This window comes from Gallaecimonas sp. GXIMD4217, from assembly GCF_038087665.1.
Taxonomy (GTDB): Bacteria; Pseudomonadota; Gammaproteobacteria; order Enterobacterales; family Gallaecimonadaceae; genus Gallaecimonas.
The window spans coordinates 1,574,269-1,590,006 of sequence record NZ_CP149925.1; the positions used below are offsets into that span (position 1 = coordinate 1,574,269).

The 15,738-nt window shown below is 62.9% G+C and carries 15 protein-coding genes and 1 pseudogene; 11 read left to right on the top strand and 5 right to left on the bottom strand.

Going from position 1 to position 15,738, the window contains the following annotated elements; genetic code table 11:
* Positions 1-246: 246 nt before the first annotated feature.
* From prpF to WDB71_RS07750, 5 genes and pseudogenes are all read left to right on the top strand, one after another.
* On the top strand, positions 247-1,422 hold the full coding sequence (gene prpF, locus WDB71_RS07730; protein ID WP_341504075.1) for a 2-methylaconitate cis-trans isomerase PrpF: 1,176 nt from the start codon (positions 247-249) through the stop codon (positions 1,420-1,422).
* Positions 1,423-1,542: 120 nt separating this feature from the next.
* Complete coding sequence (locus tag WDB71_RS07735) at positions 1,543-2,955, top strand: bifunctional 2-methylcitrate dehydratase/aconitate hydratase (protein ID WP_341504197.1); 1,413 nt, start codon at positions 1,543-1,545, stop codon at positions 2,953-2,955.
* A gap of 213 nt (positions 2,956-3,168) precedes the next feature.
* Positions 3,169-3,519, top strand: a pseudogene (locus tag WDB71_RS07740) (NlpC/P60 family protein); the annotation flags it as partial.
* A gap of 61 nt (positions 3,520-3,580) precedes the next feature.
* Positions 3,581-4,540, top strand: a complete 960-nt coding sequence (locus tag WDB71_RS07745; RefSeq protein ID WP_341504076.1) for a DUF808 domain-containing protein — start codon at positions 3,581-3,583, stop codon at positions 4,538-4,540.
* 9 nt (positions 4,541-4,549) lie between these two features.
* A complete protein-coding gene (locus WDB71_RS07750) occupies positions 4,550-5,101 on the top strand; it encodes a DUF1697 domain-containing protein (RefSeq protein ID WP_341504077.1) in 552 nt (183 codons plus the stop codon).
* 66 nt (positions 5,102-5,167) lie between these two features.
* Here the strand turns inward: WDB71_RS07750 and WDB71_RS07755 are convergent, their stop codons facing one another.
* From WDB71_RS07755 to WDB71_RS07770, 4 genes are all read right to left on the bottom strand, one after another.
* Positions 5,168-5,482: a hypothetical protein gene (locus tag WDB71_RS07755; RefSeq protein ID WP_341504078.1), complete on the bottom strand. Its 315-nt coding sequence runs from the start codon at positions 5,480-5,482 to the stop codon at positions 5,168-5,170.
* Between the two features lie 80 nt (positions 5,483-5,562).
* Entirely contained in the window at positions 5,563-6,192 is a 630-nt protein-coding gene (locus tag WDB71_RS07760) for a hypothetical protein (protein ID WP_341504079.1), read from the bottom strand.
* 4 nt (positions 6,193-6,196) lie between these two features.
* A complete protein-coding gene (locus tag WDB71_RS07765; protein ID WP_341504080.1) occupies positions 6,197-7,036 on the bottom strand; it encodes a hypothetical protein in 840 nt (279 codons plus the stop codon).
* A 72-nt stretch (positions 7,037-7,108) separates the two neighbouring features.
* Positions 7,109-7,882: a DUF2589 domain-containing protein gene (locus tag WDB71_RS07770; RefSeq protein ID WP_341504081.1), complete on the bottom strand. Its 774-nt coding sequence runs from the start codon at positions 7,880-7,882 to the stop codon at positions 7,109-7,111.
* 376 nt (positions 7,883-8,258) lie between these two features.
* Between WDB71_RS07770 and WDB71_RS07775 the strand changes: the two genes are divergently transcribed.
* Complete coding sequence (locus WDB71_RS07775) at positions 8,259-8,534, top strand: YebG family protein (protein WP_341504082.1); 276 nt, start codon at positions 8,259-8,261, stop codon at positions 8,532-8,534.
* Positions 8,531-9,196, top strand: a complete 666-nt coding sequence (locus WDB71_RS07780; RefSeq protein ID WP_341504083.1) for an SIMPL domain-containing protein — start codon at positions 8,531-8,533, stop codon at positions 9,194-9,196. Before WDB71_RS07775 ends, WDB71_RS07780 begins: the two co-directional genes overlap by 4 nt.
* Here WDB71_RS07780 and WDB71_RS07785 read toward each other — a convergent pair.
* Complete coding sequence (locus WDB71_RS07785) at positions 9,193-10,974, bottom strand: ABC transporter ATP-binding protein (protein ID WP_341504084.1); 1,782 nt, start codon at positions 10,972-10,974, stop codon at positions 9,193-9,195. The genes WDB71_RS07780 and WDB71_RS07785 overlap by 4 nt on opposite strands.
* 66 nt (positions 10,975-11,040) lie before the next feature.
* On the opposite strand from WDB71_RS07785, the gene WDB71_RS07790 reads away from it, so the two are divergent.
* From WDB71_RS07790 to WDB71_RS07805, 4 genes are all read left to right on the top strand, one after another.
* Entirely contained in the window at positions 11,041-11,514 is a 474-nt protein-coding gene (locus tag WDB71_RS07790; protein WP_341504085.1) for a GAF domain-containing protein, read from the top strand.
* Between the two features lie 77 nt (positions 11,515-11,591).
* A complete protein-coding gene (gene proQ, locus WDB71_RS07795; protein WP_341504086.1) occupies positions 11,592-12,203 on the top strand; it encodes an RNA chaperone ProQ in 612 nt (203 codons plus the stop codon).
* A 2-nt stretch (positions 12,204-12,205) separates the two neighbouring features.
* Positions 12,206-14,230: a carboxy terminal-processing peptidase gene (gene prc / locus WDB71_RS07800; protein WP_341504087.1), complete on the top strand. Its 2,025-nt coding sequence runs from the start codon at positions 12,206-12,208 to the stop codon at positions 14,228-14,230.
* Positions 14,231-14,313: 83 nt separating this feature from the next.
* A complete protein-coding gene (locus tag WDB71_RS07805; protein WP_341504088.1) occupies positions 14,314-15,687 on the top strand; it encodes a sodium-dependent transporter in 1,374 nt (457 codons plus the stop codon).
* Positions 15,688-15,738: the final 51 nt, after the last annotated feature.

Consider the following 15,738-nt stretch of genomic DNA (forward strand, 5'->3'; position numbering starts at 1 on the left):
CCTGCGGGCGGCGCTTTTTGTTAAGGATTGAATCGAATGAGTTCCAAGCCCCAAATCCGTATTCCTGCCACCTGTATGGGGGGCGGCTAGCGGATTGCTGCAGCCAATCACCTTCCCTGGCGATTGGCTGCGGCGCGGCAAAAAAGTGCGACTTTTTTGTCGCTTGCAAGCACGGTGTGCTTGGCGGTAAATCCCTTTACCGCGGATGTGCCGCTCATCGACCTTCTCGTGATCACGGAGTTTGTTATGTTCAAGCCGCAAATTCGTATTCCCGCCACCTATATGCGTGGCGGCACCTCCAAGGGGGTCTTCTTCAAGCTGGACGACCTGCCAGAAGCCGCCCAGGTGCCGGGCGAGGCCCGTGACCGACTATTGCTACGGGTCATTGGCAGCCCGGATCCCTACGGCAAGCAGACCGACGGCATGGGCGGCGCCACCTCCAGCACCTCCAAGACGGTGATCCTGAGCAGGAGCGCGCAACCGGACCATGACGTGGACTACCTGTTCGGCCAGGTGGCCATCGACAGGCCCTTCGTGGACTGGAGCGGCAACTGCGGCAACCTTACCGCCGCCGTGGGCGCCTTCGCCATCAACGCCGGCCTGGTGGATGCCGGGCGCATTCCCGACAACGGCATCTGCACCGTGCGGATCTGGCAGGCAAACATCCACAAGACCATCATCGCCCGGGTGCCCATCACGGGTGGCGAGGTCCAGGAAACCGGCGACTTCGAGCTGGACGGGGTGACCTTCCCGGCCGCCGAGGTGGAAGTCGCCTTCCTGGATCCCGCCGCCGGCGAGGGCGCCCTGTTTCCCACCGGCAAGCTGGTGGATGAGCTGGCGGTACCCGGTGTCGGCACCTTCCGAGCGACCCTGATCAACGCCGGCATCCCCACCATCTTCCTGGACGCCGAGGCCCTGGGCTACAGCGGCGCCGAGCTTCAGGACGACATCAACAACGATGCCGAGGCCCTGGCCAGGTTCGAGCTTATCCGCGCCCATGGCGCCGTCAAGATGGGCCTGATCGGCCATGTGGACGAGGCCGCCGGCCGCCAGCACACCCCCAAGGTGGCCTTCGTGGCGCCGGCCAGGGACTATGTGGCCTCCAGTGGCAAGGCCGTCAAGGCGGGCGACATCGATCTGCTGGTGCGGGCCCTGTCCATGGGCAAGCTGCACCACGCCATGATGGGTACCGCCGCCGTGGCCATAGGCGCCGCCGCGGCTATTCCCGGCACCCTGGTCAACCTGGCCGCCGGTGGCGGTGAGCGCAAGGCGGTGACCTTCGGCCATCCTTCCGGCACCCTCAAGGTGGGCGCCGAGGCCAGCCAGCAGGGCGGTGACTGGACCATCACCCAGGCCAGCATGAGCCGCAGCGCCCGCATCCTGATGGAAGGCTGGGTGCGCATCCCGGGCGACAGCTGCTGACCGGCCGTTGCCCTGACAAAAAGCCGGTCCCTGGACCGGCTTTTTTATGTCCGGCAGCACTGGCAAAGGCCTTAAAAGGGACTTGAATACAGGTAAGTGCGATCTTCCGTGAGGGCCGCCATGGCCAAGTACGATCCCCTGCTGGTCGAGATAGCCGACTATGTCTGCGATGCAGACATCACGTCCGAGCTGGCCCTGGAAACGGCCCGCCATTGCCTGCTGGACAGCCTGGGCTGCGCCATGCTGGCCCTGGGTTACCCTGAATGCGCCCGGCTGCTGGGGCCTTGGGGACCGGGCACAGTGGTACCGCACGGCGCCCGGGTGCCGGGCACCGATTTCGAGCTGGATCCGGTCAAGGCCGCCTTCGACATCGGCTGCTGCATCCGCTGGCTGGACTACAACGACACCTGGCTGGCGGCGGAGTGGGGCCATCCTTCCGACAACCTGGGCGCCATACTGGCGGTGGCGGACTGGCGGTCGCGCCGGGCCGGGGGCAGGGCGCCCCTGACCATGGAGACCGTGCTCCAGGCCATGGTCAAGGCCCATGAGATCCAGGGGGTACTGGCCCTTGGCAACAGCTTCAACAGGGTCGGCCTGGATCACGTGGTATTGGTCAAGCTGGCCAGCACCGCCGTGGCCGCCCAGCTGCTGGGCGGCAGTCGGGAGCTGGTGCTGGCCGCCTTGTCCCAGGCGGTGGTGGATGGCCAGGCCCTGCGCACCTATCGCCATGCCCCCAATACCGGCCCCCGCAAGTCCTGGGCCGCCGGCGACGCCACCAGCCGGGCGGTACGCCTGGCGTTGATCACCCTGGCCGGCGAGCCCGGCTACCCCAGCGCCCTCAGCGCACCCCACTGGGGCTTCCAGGACGTGCTGTTTGGGGGAAAAGACATCACCCTGGCCAGGCCGCTTGGCAGCTACGTGATGGAGAACGTGCTGTTCAAGATCGATTTTCCCGCCGAGTTCCACGGCCAGACCGCCGTAGAATGCGCCCTGGCCCTGCACCCCAAGGTGAAGGACAGGCTGGATGATATCGATCGAATCGAGCTATTTACCCAAGAAAGCGCCATGCGCATCATCGACAAGACGGGACCGCTGAGCAACTTCGCCGACCGGGATCACTGCCTGCAGTACATGGTCGCCGTGGGGCTCATCTTCGGGGAGCTGACGGCGGATCACTACAGCGACGAGACGGCGGCGGACCCCCGTATCGACAGGCTGAGGGGCAAGATGGTGGTCCGGGAGGACAGGGCCTACAGCGCCGATTACCTGGACCCGGACAAGCGCGCCATCGCCAATGCCGTGCAGGTGTTTTTCACCGACGGCAGCGCCACCGACAAGGTGGAGGTGCAGTACCCTATCGGCCACCGCAGGCGCCGCCACGAAGGGCTCCCCAGGCTCAAGGCCAAGGCCCTGGCCAATCTACAAGGCCGCTTCACCGAGGCGAGGGCCGAGGCCCTGCTCGAGCTGATGGGCGACGGCGAGCGGCTGGCGGCCATGGCGGTAGACGATTTCATGGCGTTGTGGCGCCCCTGATGGTCCGTTCAGGCTGGCGACATGCCGCTTGGGCACACTGGCCTTTTGCCCAGACCTCGAGATGCCATGCGTAAACTGCTGCCCTTGCTGGTGATCCTGAGCGGCTGCACCGTGTCGCCACAGGCAGAAAAGCCTCCTTCATCCCAAGTTGAAGGCGCCACGGGCCAGGCGGGCATCCAAGAAACACCCTCGGTCATCGACGCCCTCAATGCCCAGTACCGCCAATGGCGTGGTGTGCGCTATCGCCTTGGTGGCACCGACAGGACCGGCATCGACTGCTCGGCCTTCGTCCAGCGCACCTTCGCCGAGCGGTTTGGCCTGATCCTGCCCAGGCAGACCCGGGAGCAGGTCGGGGCAGGGCAGCCAGTGGCGCGCCGCGCACTGAAAACGGGAGATCTGGTGCTGTTCAAGACCGGCAGGCATAGCAGCCACGTGGGGATCTACCTGGAAGAGGGCCTCTTCCTGCACGCCTCCACCACAGAGGGCGTCACCCTGTCGTCGCTGCACAATCCCTACTGGCATGCCAAGTACTGGACGGCGCGGCGCCTGGCACTGCCTCAGTAACCCTTTGGGCGCCAAAGGTTTTGGGATAAGCTTGGGCCAGTGATCTATGACGGAGACTCCCATGGCCGGCGCCAGCCTGTTAACCCTGCTAGACGATATTGCCACCCTCCTTGACGATGTGGCCGCCATGACCAAGGTGGCGGCCAAGAAGACCGCCGGGGTGCTGGGGGACGATCTGGCCCTCAATGCCGAGCAGGTGTCCGGGGTCCGGGCCGAGCGGGAGCTGCCCGTGGTCTGGGCCGTGGCCAAGGGTTCGTTCAAGAACAAGTTGATCCTGGTGCCGGCCGCCCTGGCCATCAGCGCCCTGTTGCCCTGGCTTATAACGCCGCTGTTGATGCTGGGTGGTGCCTTCCTGTGTTTCGAGGGTTTCGAAAAGCTGGCCCACAAGTTCCTTCACTCCGGCGCCGAGCGGGAAACCGAGCACCAGCTGAAGCTCAAGGCGGTGCAGGATCCCAAGGTGGATCTGGTGGCCTTCGAGAAAAAGAAGATCCGCGGTGCCATCCGCACCGATTTCATCCTCTCGGCGGAGATCATCGTCATCGCCCTGGGCACGGTACAGGACGCCGATTTTGCCGTGCGCGCCGCCGTGGTCAGCGGCATCGCCGTGCTGATCACTGTTGTGGTCTATGGCCTGGTGGCGGGCATCGTCAAGATGGACGACGCCGGCCTGCACCTGCTCAGGGACCGCACCAAGAGCCGCATTGGCGCGGCCAAGCGGGGCCTGGGCCGCGGCCTGTTGGTGCTGGCGCCCAGGCTGATGAAGGCGCTGGCGGTGCTGGGTACGGCGGCCATGTTTCTGGTCGGCGGCGGCATACTGCTGCACGGCCTGCCCTTTGGCCACGAGCTGGTCCACCACCTCGAACAGTGGGCCCAGGGCCTGGCCTTTGGTGGCGCCGCCCTGGCCTGGCTGATGCCGGTACTGGCCAATGGCCTGGGTGGCCTGCTGGCCGGCGCCGTGCTGGTGGCGCTGCATGCCACAGGCTCCGGCCTGTACGGCCGGCTGCGCCACCAGCCCTACTGAGGAAAACTCATGGAGCGCTATTTCGCCTTCCTGCGCGCCATCAATGTGGGCGGCCGTACCGTCACCATGTCGGCGCTCAGGGGCCACCTCCAGGCCCTGGGCCTGGAAAAGGTGCAGACCTTTATCGCCAGCGGTAATGTGATATTCGAAACCGAGTGCCAGGACCAGGCCGCTCTGGAGGCGCGTATCGAGGCGCACCTGGCCCAGGTGCTGGGCTTCGAGGTGGCCACCTTCGTGGTCACAGGACCCGAACTGAGGGCCATCATCGAGCATCCGGCCTTTAGTGAAGAGGAAATGGACGCCGCCCAGGCCTATAACATCGCCTTGATGAAGGCGCCACTGTCCACTGAAGCCTTCGCCCGGCTCAAGGCCCTGGAAAACGAACAGGACGGCTTCGCCAGCCAGGGCCGGGCCTTCTATTGGCTGTGCCGCAGCAAGCAGAGCCAGTCCGGCTTCGACAACAGGCGTTTCGAAAGGGTGGCCAGGGTGCAGGGCACCTTCAGGAGCATCAGCAGCCTGAAGCGGCTGGCCAAGAAATACGAGCTACAGGATGACCATTAGGACCATATCGCTTTGGCGTAGCCCGCTTGGTTCAGGAGAGAGGAAAGGCGCCCGAAGGCGCCTTTTTTACTGCCGGTGCCCATCCTGGGCCAGGGGGGCCCGCATGGGTTCGGCGATGAGCGTCTCTCTACCATAGAGGACGAAGTCGTAGCAGGTAAGGCCATTGCAGCGCTCACAGTACCCGATGGCATTCAGCAGGCACTTTTCACCTGTCACCGGGGTTAGCTGACCCCGCAGGTTCTCCTTGTTGATGTATTGTTGGCATCCGCTGCACTGGGCGTTGAAGCCGTTGAATTCCAGTCCGTTGGCAAAGGTAAAAGGCAATTGCAGAAACAGGGGGGGAGTGTTTGACCATTCGACCTGCTCTGGACTGATTGTCATGGCGAGTCTCCAGACTGCGAAGCTCACCACCAGTATAGAGGGGCCCGGTCCACTGCCTTGTGACCGGGCTCCCAACTGGCTCAGTGCCTGGCCTGGCCTTTGCCCTTGGCGGGGGCCTCCGTCTTGGGCTGGATCACCGCCATCTCTTCCTGGAACAGCCGGTTCATGATCTTGTCCAGCAGATAGAGCCGGTCGGAGGACATCAGCGAGGTGGCCAGGTAGACGGTGGTGGGGCGGATGGACTGGTGGCAGCTGAGCGCCGACCAGACCTGCTGCAGCCAAAGCTGCCTGGGCTGGGTGGGCGGCGTGGGAAAGGCATCCACCAGGGTAGCGGCGGTCAGCGCCTCGCAGAGCTTTTCCTCGAAATGGCCCAGCCGTTCCTCGCCCTCCTGGATGCGGCTGCGCATCACCGCCTCGGCCCTTTGCAGGGCATCGGCGGCGGCGGCGCTGCAGGCCCGGCGAATGGCGGCGCGGGTACGGCGACCGTCATCGTCCTGGGCCACGTCGCCGGCCTTGAGCACCTGGCCGCGCAGGGCAGACATTTCGCCTCCTTCCGGCAGGCGCAGCTGGCTCATCAGTTCCTGGGCATCCTCCAGCCACTTGAGGGCCCGGACCGAAAAGCCGTAATCCCCTTGCTGGTAGGCGTCGATGAGCGGTTTCATGGTGGCCAGGAAATCCCGCAGCTTCTCCACTTGGATAAATAGCACCATGGCTTTACTCCGGCAGCAGTTTCCAGCTGGTACCGCCCTGTTCGTCGCTTTCGGTGGACCATTCCAGGCCTTCCTCGGTCAGCACCAGGCGCAGGCGGGTCACGGAATTGGGGCTGGCGGCATTCTTGATGGATTCGGTATCCACCCGGACGGTGAAGCTGGCGGGCTGGGTCGGCACCCGTACGGCCACGTCTTCGGCCTGGGCGCGCACGTCCTTGACCAGCAGCTTGATGAAATCGCTGCCCAGCACGTCGCTGGTGACCTTCTCGCGAATATTGTCGGCGAACAGGCCTTCGGCGACCTGGTGTACGGCTTCCTGGATCAGATCGCTGAGCAGCTCCTCGGTGCTGTCGCCGACTTCGTCGATGATGACGATGTCCGAGACCGGCTCATGGGTCGCCGACTTTTCCAGCATCCGCTTCATCAGCTGCAGGCGCGAGTACTGCATCTTCTGGAAGAAATCCAGGCGGTCCGGCAGGCCGTCCAGCAGGCTCTTGGCCAGGGCCATCTGCTCTTCGTTGAACTCCTTGTGGCGCTGCTGCATGAGGTCGTCGAACTGCTGCAGGGATTTCTCCAGGGCGTCACGGGTACATTGGGCGATATAGGCCGGATCATTGGCTTCGGCGGGCTTGGCGGGGACCACGTCATCAAAGAGCACCGGTAGATCCAGGGCTATCTTGTTGATGCGCAGCCGCGGCACCGTCAGGCCGTTGAGGTATTCGTGGCGGCGGTAGAAACGGGCGATGCGCATCACCTCGGCATCGGCCACCCGCCTGGCATGGGCGACCCCGGAAACCAGGGCGCCGAGGATGTCGTTCAGTTGGGCTTTGTTGTCTTCTGCCACTTTCGCGTCCTTGGCTCAATCATGGAAAAAGGCCGCCATGGCATGCCATGGCGGCTTGGGTCTGTTACGGCATTAGACTTTCTTACACTCGAAGTCGTCGCTGACATTGATGTCGTCGTTGGGGTCGGCCTTGAGGGTGATCTGCTTCTTGGCTTCGTCCACGGCGCTGATCTCGCCAACGTCGGTACCGTTGATGAACAGGTGCCAATCGACCTTGATGCCACTGACGTTGCTCAGGGTAACCACCTTCTTGTCGGTAGCGGCGTCATAGACGGTGACAACACCGGAGACGGACAGCACCGAGCCGCCTTTCTCCTCTATGGTGTTTTCCAGTATGGTCAGCAGGCGTTCGGTGCCGGCCGGGGTGTCGGCATTGCGGGCCTGGACCTTGACCTTCATGTCGAAGGTGCGCTCTTCCTTCTCGGTGGTGGAGCGCTGCCGCTGATAGGAGGTCTTGGACTTGATGGAGGCCTTGGCAAACCACCAGCTACCACCGGCGCTGGCATCTACCTGCTGGGTGAAGTTGCTGGACATGTTGCTTTCTTTGGTGGAAGTGATCTTGGCGTTGAATTCGATCTCGGCACTGTCCACCGTGATGTAGGGAATGGGCAGCATGGTCAGGAAAGGCACGGTCAGGGTGAATTCCTGGTCCCGGCCCTGGTCGTCCTTGCGGTTATAGGAAAAGTCCACGTTGACGATCTTGCCGTCCTTGTCGAAACCGACCTCCTTGATGAAGTTGGCGGTGGTGATGGCGGACTTGGCCTGGGATTCGACCACGGCGTTGAGCGGTCCCCCGATCAGGTTGCCAAAATCCAGACTTGCCAGTTCGCGTCCTTCGACAGCCATAACAATCTCCTTGGTGTTTCAAAGCCACACAATGCGACTGCCATCTGCCGGGTGTGGCGGATAAATGCCGAGCAGGGAAGGGGAAAGGTGGGTCGCTTCCATGCCGGCCGCAGGGCCCCAAAACGGGGTTAGGGTCCAGCCCGGCCCCAGCAGGTCGGGGCACATTCCTGGCTGGACTTTAAAAGTAGCAGCGCTTTTTGACCGCGCCATCACCCGAAAGGGTTGCTTGGCCAAGGCGTGTCAAGCTGATGCTATACAACTGAATATAAAGGATATTTTCATGTCTCTTCGGGCCGTTAAATATTGATGACAGCCCCTTCACAGGGCATCTTCATGGTGGTACTGTACGAATGAACAGTGTATTTGAGGAGAAACCATGGCCGTTGTCATTCAGTACGTGGTGGTACGAGAGGGCGTAGAAAAGATGACCTTTACATCCAAGAAAGAAGCCGATGCCTATGACAAGCTGCTGGACACCGCCGATGCGCTGGCGGCCCTGCTGGAAAAGTCACCGGTTGAACTGGATGACAAGGCCGTCGAGGAACTAAGTTTCTACCTGGCGTCTAACAAGGACCAGTTGCTGGAAGCCATCAAGGGCGCTAAGCCGGCTCCGGCAGCCAAGAAGAAGACGGAGAAAAAGGAGACCTCATGAAGACCATGACCCTGGCCCTGGTGGCCTTGCTCGGTAGCCCCTTGGCCCTGGCCGCGGACCGTTACGTGTCGGTACAGGGGGAGGCCGTTCGTGCGGTGGCGCCGGATCAGGTGCTGGTGCAGGTGAGCTTCAGCGCCGAAGGGGCCGATGCCCAGGTGCTGCTGGAGCAGGTTGAGAGCCAGGCCAGGCCCTTCCTGACCGAGTTGAAGGGCCTGGGCATTGCCGAGCGGCATATCCAGGGGCACCGCTTCGAGGTTTACCCCCGTTACGAGAAGGGCAAGACCATAGGCCTGCGTGCCCAGCAGCGTTACAGCGTCACCGTCGAGGGCTTCGAACGTTATCCCAAGGTGCTCAAGGCCGCCGTGGCTGCCGGTGCCAGCCATGTGGGCCAGGGCCAGCTGCAGTATTCCAAGAAGGACGAGCTCTACCTGGAGCTGCTGGCACAAGCCCTGGTCAACGCCAGGGCCAAGGCAAAGCTGCTGGCCAAGGCCGGCGATGCCAGCCTGGGCAAGGTGCTCAGTGTCGATGAACAGGGCGGCTTCCAGCCTCCCGTCATGTACATGCGTGCCGCCGCCATGGAGGCCAAGGGCAGCGGGCCGGTCCAGACCGCCGGCGAAATAGAGGTCAAGGCCAGCGTCTCGGCCCGTTTCGAGCTGGACTAATGGGCGCCGTATAGGGCCTGGTAGATCCCGTCCCGGGCCAGCAGCTCGTCGTGCCGGCCCGATTCCACCACTTTCCCGTCATCCAGCACATAGACCAGATCCGCCTGGCGCACGGCGCTGTGGCGGTGCGCCACGATCAGGGTGGTGCGTCCTTTCAGGAAGTTGCCCAGCGCCTGGTGCAGGGCCGCTTCCGTTTCGCTGTCCAGGGCCGAGGTGGCCTCGTCGAGGATCACCAGAGCCGGATCCTTGAGCACCAGTCGGGCGATGGCCAGACGCTGGCGTTGGCCGCCACTGAGGCGTACCCCGCGACTGCCCACCTGGGTATCCAGGCCTTCCGGCAAGCCCCTTACGAAATCGTCCAGCTGTGCCACCGCCAGCGCCTGCCAGAGTTCGCCGTCCTGGCTGTTGCGGCCCAGGCAGAGGTTGTTGCGTACCGAATCGTTGAACAGCACCGGGTGCTGCAACACTGTGCCTACCTGGCTGCGTACCTGGGCCAGGCCGATATCCTCAATGGGCTCGCCGTTGAGGCGGATCTGCCCGGACAAGGGGCGATAGAGGCCCAGCAGCAACTGGATCAGGGTCGACTTGCCACCGCCGGAGGTTCCCACCAGGGCCACCTTGGCCCCGGCCGGCACCTCCAGGTTCACCCCCTGCAGCACCGGCCGGTCCGGCTCATAGGCAAAATGCACCTCCTCGAAGGACAAGGTCACGGGCTGGCGCAAGGGTGTGGCCTTGCCGCTGTCCGTTTCGACGGGCAGCGCCTGGAGGCGGGCCAGCCTGTCCAGGGCGGCGCTGGCCCCGTAATAGCTGTATTGCATGCCGAGCAGCTCCTGGACCGGGCCCATCATGAACCACAGGTAGCCGAACACCGCGAAGATCTCACCGACGCTTAGGTCGCTCAGCAGCACCATCAGCATGGCAATGGCCCGGAAGACCTCGAAACCGGACAGGAAGATCAGGAAGGAAAAGCGCCCGGCCGCCTCGGACTTCCAGCTGAACTCCTGGGCCCGCTGGCGCAGGTGGTCGGCGCTGCCCAGCAGGCGGTCGCGGAAGAAGTCCATGCGCCCCGAACTGCGTACCTCCTGCATGGCGTCCAGGGTCTCGGTGGCCTGGCCCTGGAAACGTTCGAAAGCCTGGTTTTCCATGCCCTTGAGCACCTTGACCTTCCTGCCGATCCGCCTCGACAGCCAGATGATGAAGGGGTTGAGCACCAGGATCATCAGCCCCAGCTGCCAGTCGATCAGCAGCAGCACCACGGCGGTGCCAATGATGGTCAACAGGCCAATCAGGAACTTGCCCAGGCTCTCGCCGATGAAACGGTCGATGGTTTCCAGATCGGTGATCAGGTGGGAGCCGATGCTGCCGGCGCCGCGGGACTCGAAGGCCCTGATCTCCATCCGCGCCAGGTGTTCGATAAGGCTTTTCCTGAGCCTGAAGGTGATGGCCTTGCCGATCAGGGTGAATTGCCTGGATTGCCAGATGTTGAGCAGCACGCTGCTGATCCGAAGCAGCAGTACCAGCACTAGGGTGGCCAGGATATAGGCCGTGGGCTGCTGCCAACCCTGGGGCAATACCTGGTTCCAGAGGCGGATGCCGGTGCCCGGCTGATTGAGCAGCACCTCGTCCACCAGCAGCGGCATCATCAGCGGCAGGGGCACGGCTGCCGCGGTGGCGAACAGGGCTATCACATGGGCCTTGACCAGCCTGGTGCGGTAGGGATGGGCCAGGGCGAGGATTTGCGACCAACGGAAGGGATTTGCCCCTGCTTGGGTGGACACTACGGCTTTCCTTACGTTATATCCTGTCATTCGATTGTAGGGCCGATAAGGCAAATGAGAATACCCATGACCGACAAGCAAGGCTTCTATGCCGAAATGACCCAGATGATGACCGGCCTGATCAGCGGCGAGCCCAACCTGATCGCCAACCTGGCCAATGTCAGCGCGCTGCTCAACGAGCACCTGGATGACATCAACTGGGTGGGCTTCTACCTGCTGGAGGGCGATACCCTGGTGCTGGGTCCCTTCCAGGGCAAGGCGGCCTGTGTGCGCATTCCTGTAGGCAAGGGGGTGTGTGGTACGGCCGTGTCCGAGGCTCGTACCCAAAGGGTCCAGGATGTCCACGCCTTCCCCGGCCATATCGCCTGTGACGCCGCCTCCAACGCCGAAATAGTGGTACCGCTGGTGGTCAATGGCGCCATTATCGGGGTCCTCGATATCGACTCCCCCAGCCAGGGCCGATTCGACCAGGGCGATGAAGACGGCCTGAATGAATTGGTGGCCGCGTTGGGCGCGGCGCTCGCTAAGGATGGTAATTAAGGGCGACGCACCTATAATAGCGGCTCTGCCGGTGCCCTTATGACGGTGCCGGTAGCGAATGCAGGCAAGGATTTTTCATGGAACAAACTGACAAGCTTCCCAATACCAAAGCGGTCATCGCCTTTCTGGCCGAGCGCTTTCCCCAATGCTTTACCCTCGAAGGTGAGGCAAAACCCCTGAAAATCGGCATCTTCCAGGAACTGGCCGAGCGCCTGGCGGAAGAGAGCTGTGTTTCCAAGACCCAGTTGCGGGTGGCCCTGCGCCACTACACCAACTCCTGGCGCTACCTGCGCTCGGTGAAGCTGGGCGTGAGCCGCGTCGACCTGGACGGCAACGACGCCGGCGTGATCGAAGAAGAGCATGCCAAGCATGCCCTTGAAGCCCTGCACGAAAGCATGCGCAAGGCCGGCATCGATCCCGACAAGAAAAGTTACAAAAAACCGCCAGCCAAGCCTGGCCGTAAACCAAACAGCGACACTAGGGTCAAAGGAAAGGTAAACCGTCCCAAGCCCCAGCCTGTCGATGCCGGCGCGCTGAAGGTAGGGGATGCCGTTCGTGTCGCGGGTGGCAAGAGGCCGTTGCCCGGAACTGTGGTTGCCATTGACAAGGATTCGGTGCAGGTTCAGCTTGTGACTGGCATGGTCATGCATGTCAAAGGCGAGCATCTGCTGGCAGCCAAGGGAGAATAAGTATGCAGAAGGTGATTCGGATTGGGGCGCTGTGCGCCGCTGTGGTTTCCGCGATGGCGCTGGCCGTTGAGCCGGTGGTACCGCTGTCGGAGCTGCCCAAGTTGGCGCCCGAGGCCCAGCACGTGACAGCCACCAAGAGGGTCACCGCTCTGCTGCGTCGTTCCCACTATCGGCAGTTCGCCATGGACGACAAGCTGTCGTCCCAGATCTTCGACCGCTACATCCAGAACCTGGACTACAACCGCAGCATCTTCCTGGCTGCCGACATCCAGGGCTTCGAGCGCTATCGCGATCAGCTGGACAACGCGCTGGTCAAGGGCGACATGGCCTTTGCCTATGACATCTACCAGCTGGCCCTGAAACGCCGCTACGAGCGCTTCAGCTACGCGCTGTCCCTGCTGGACCAGCCCATGGATTTCAGCAAGGACGAAAAGTACGAGTACGATCGCAAGGAGGCCCCCTGGGCCACCAGCGTCGAGGAGCTGAACCGCATCTGGCGTGCCAGGGTCAAGTACGACGCCCTGAGCCTGAAGATGGCCGGCAAGGACTGGCCGCAGATCCAGGAAACCCTGGGCAAGCGCTACAACAACGCCATCAAGCGGCTGGCCCAGTCCCAGAGCGAAGACGTCTACCAGCTGGCCATGAACGCCTTCGCCCATACGGTGGAGCCCCATACCAGTTACCTGTCGCCCCGCAACGCCGATCGCTTCCAGATGGAAATGAACCTGGAGCTGGAAGGCATAGGTGCCGTGCTGCAGTCCGTTGATGATTACACCGTCATCGCCTCCCTGGTGCCCGGCGGTCCGGCCGACAAGTCCGGCGCGCTGGCGGTGGACGACAAGATCACCGCCGTGGCCCAGGAAGACGGCAAGTTTGTCGACATCGTCGGCATGCGCCTGGATGACGTGGTGGATCTCATCAAGGGGCCCAAGGGGTCCAAGGTTCGCCTGGAGGTCCTGCCCGGCGGCTCCGTGTCCGCACAGCCCAAGGTGGTGACCCTGGAGCGTGACAAGATCCGCCTGGAAGACAGGGCCGCCAAGTCCGAAGTCTACGAGGTGCCCTATGGCGCCTACCAGGGCCAACAGGTGGGGGTGATCAGCATTCCCAGCTTCTACGTGGGCCTGAGCGAAGACGTCAAGAAGGAGCTGGCCAAGCTGGAAGAGCAGGGCGTGGCCGGCATCATCGTCGACCTGCGTGGTAACGGCGGCGGCGCCCTCAGCGAAGCCTCCGCCCTGTCCGGCCTGTTCATCAACGAAGGCCCTGTGGTGCAGGTACGCAACGCCAGCGGCCGCATTGCCGTCAATGGCGACAGTGACGGCGTCACCTACTACGAGGGGCCCCTCACCATACTGGTGGATAGGTACAGTGCCTCCGCCTCCGAGATCTTCGCCGCCGCCATGCAGGACTACGGCCGTGGCCTTATCGTCGGCGAGAACTCCTTTGGCAAGGGCACGGTGCAGCAGCATCGCGGCCTGGGCCGCCTCTACGATCTGTTCGAGAAACCCCTGGGCCACGTGCAGTACACCATCGCCAAGTTCTATCGCATCGATGGCGGCAGCACCCAGCACAAGGGGGTGATCCCCGATATCCTGCTGCCGTCGGAGGTGGCGCCGGAGGAAGTGGGCGAGAGCACCGAGAAGAACGCGTTGCCCTGGGATCATATCGACCGGGCCGAGTACCAGGATCTGGCCATGGTTGGCCACCTGGCCGAATTGCGCCAGCGCCATGATCAACGCATCAAGCAGGATCCCGAGTTCGCCTACGTGTTCGAAGACATTGCCGAGTACCAGGCCAGGAAGGAAGACAAGTCCGTTTCCCTCAACCAGAAGAGCCGGGAGCTGGAACGTGAACAGGATGATAACAAGCGCCTGGAAAGGCTCAATGCCCGCCTGCAGCGCCAGGGGCTGGAGCCGGTGAAATCCCTGGACGAAGCGCCCAAGGATTTCCAGGAACCGGATGTCTATCTTGCTGAAACGGCAAGGATAACGCTCGACTATATCCAACTCGGCCAGTTGGCCAAGAAGTAGGACCAAAGCTCCCCAAGGGGAGCTTTTTTCATGCCCGGACCTCTGTTAGCCTGTAACAGTTCAATAACAATAAAGGACGGGTTATGCAGTCGGATAAACAACACTCAGCCGGTGCCCGCTGGTCAAGCCGCTTTGCCTATGTGCTGGCGGCCACGGGCGCTGCCGTCGGCCTGGGCAACATCTGGAAGTTTCCCTACATCATGGGCGAGAACGGGGGCGGTGCCTTCGTGCTGGTCTACCTGCTTTGCATCCTCTTCATCGGTATCCCGGTGATGATGGCCGAGGTGGTCATCGGCAAGTTCGGCCGCGCCACGCCCGGCAAGGCCTCCGCCGAGCTGGCCAAGGCGTCCGGCAAGGCGCCGACCTGGAGCCTGGTGGGCTGGATGGGGGTCTGTGCCGGCTACCTGATCCTGTCCTTCTACGTGGTCATCGCCGGCTGGGCCCTGGCCTATATCTTCAAGGCCGGGGCAGGGGACTTCACCGGCGCCAGCCCCAAGCATATCGGCAGCCTGTTCGGTAACCTCACCGGCGATGCCTGGGAAATGCTGGGCTGGACCACGGCCATGGTGCTGCTGACCGTCGGCGTCATCGGCAAGGGCGTCAAGGCCGGCCTGGAAAGGGCGGTGTCGAGCATGATGCCGCTGATGTTCATCCTGTTGCTGATCCTGGCCGGCTATGCCGGCACCAAGGGCGATTTCGCCGCCGCCTTCCACTTCATGTTCGATCCGGATTTCTCCAAGCTCACCATCAACGGCGTGGTGGTGGCCCTGGGCCATGCCTTCTTCACCCTGAGCCTGGCGTCGGGGATCATGATCATGTACGGCGCCTACCTGCCGGAAGGCACCTCCATCACCAAGACCTCGCTGTGGATCGCCTTTGCCGATACCCTGGTGGCACTGATGGCGGGCCTGGCCATCTATCCCATCGTCTTCGCCAACGGTCTGGAGCCCGGCGCCGGTCCTGGACTGATATTCCAGACCCTGCCCATCGCCTTCGGCCAGATGCCCGGCGGCCAGCTGTTCGGCACCCTGTTCTTCGTGATGCTGGTGTTTGCGGCCTTTACCTCGGCCCTGGCCCTGATCGAGTCGTCCGTGGCCTGGCTGGTGGAAAGGCGCAGTTTCAGCCGCTGGCAGGCGGCCCTGACCGCCGGTTTCGGGATCTGGCTGTTGAGCCTGGGCTCCATCGCCTCCTTCGCCGGCTTGGAGTTCGCCCAGTTCGATCTGCCCATAGGCAAGAACTTCTTCGAGGCCCTGGATTACCTGACCGCCAACGTGGCGCTGCCCCTGGGCGGCCTGTTCATCGCCATTTTCGTGAGCTGGATCGCGAAACAGCAAGTCGTCAAGGGCGTGCTGGGGGAAGGGAAAGTCTTCGCCGTTTGGCAATTTACCCTGCGTTTCATCGCACCGGTGGCCATTTTGCTAGTATTTCTGCAGCTGATCGGGGTGATCTCCCTGTAGTTGCGGCCCTTGTCCCTCGCTGGGTATAGTGCCAAAGCAACCACATGAGGC

Coding starts and splice junctions, on each gene's coding strand:
- prpF (WP_341504075.1), top strand. CDS start 247: ATGTTCAAGCCGCAAATTCGTATTCCCGCCACCTATATGCGTGGCGGC.
- WDB71_RS07735 (WP_341504197.1), top strand. CDS start 1,543: ATGGCCAAGTACGATCCCCTGCTGGTCGAGATAGCCGACTATGTCTGC.
- WDB71_RS07745 (WP_341504076.1), top strand. CDS start 3,581: ATGGCCGGCGCCAGCCTGTTAACCCTGCTAGACGATATTGCCACCCTC.
- WDB71_RS07750 (WP_341504077.1), top strand. CDS start 4,550: ATGGAGCGCTATTTCGCCTTCCTGCGCGCCATCAATGTGGGCGGCCGT.
- WDB71_RS07755 (WP_341504078.1), bottom strand. CDS start 5,482: ATGACAATCAGTCCAGAGCAGGTCGAATGGTCAAACACTCCCCCCCTG.
- WDB71_RS07760 (WP_341504079.1), bottom strand. CDS start 6,192: ATGGTGCTATTTATCCAAGTGGAGAAGCTGCGGGATTTCCTGGCCACC.
- WDB71_RS07770 (WP_341504081.1), bottom strand. CDS start 7,882: ATGGCTGTCGAAGGACGCGAACTGGCAAGTCTGGATTTTGGCAACCTG.
- WDB71_RS07775 (WP_341504082.1), top strand. CDS start 8,259: ATGGCCGTTGTCATTCAGTACGTGGTGGTACGAGAGGGCGTAGAAAAG.
- WDB71_RS07780 (WP_341504083.1), top strand. CDS start 8,531: ATGAAGACCATGACCCTGGCCCTGGTGGCCTTGCTCGGTAGCCCCTTG.
- WDB71_RS07790 (WP_341504085.1), top strand. CDS start 11,041: ATGACCGACAAGCAAGGCTTCTATGCCGAAATGACCCAGATGATGACC.
- proQ (WP_341504086.1), top strand. CDS start 11,592: ATGGAACAAACTGACAAGCTTCCCAATACCAAAGCGGTCATCGCCTTT.
- prc (WP_341504087.1), top strand. CDS start 12,206: ATGCAGAAGGTGATTCGGATTGGGGCGCTGTGCGCCGCTGTGGTTTCC.
- WDB71_RS07805 (WP_341504088.1), top strand. CDS start 14,314: ATGCAGTCGGATAAACAACACTCAGCCGGTGCCCGCTGGTCAAGCCGC.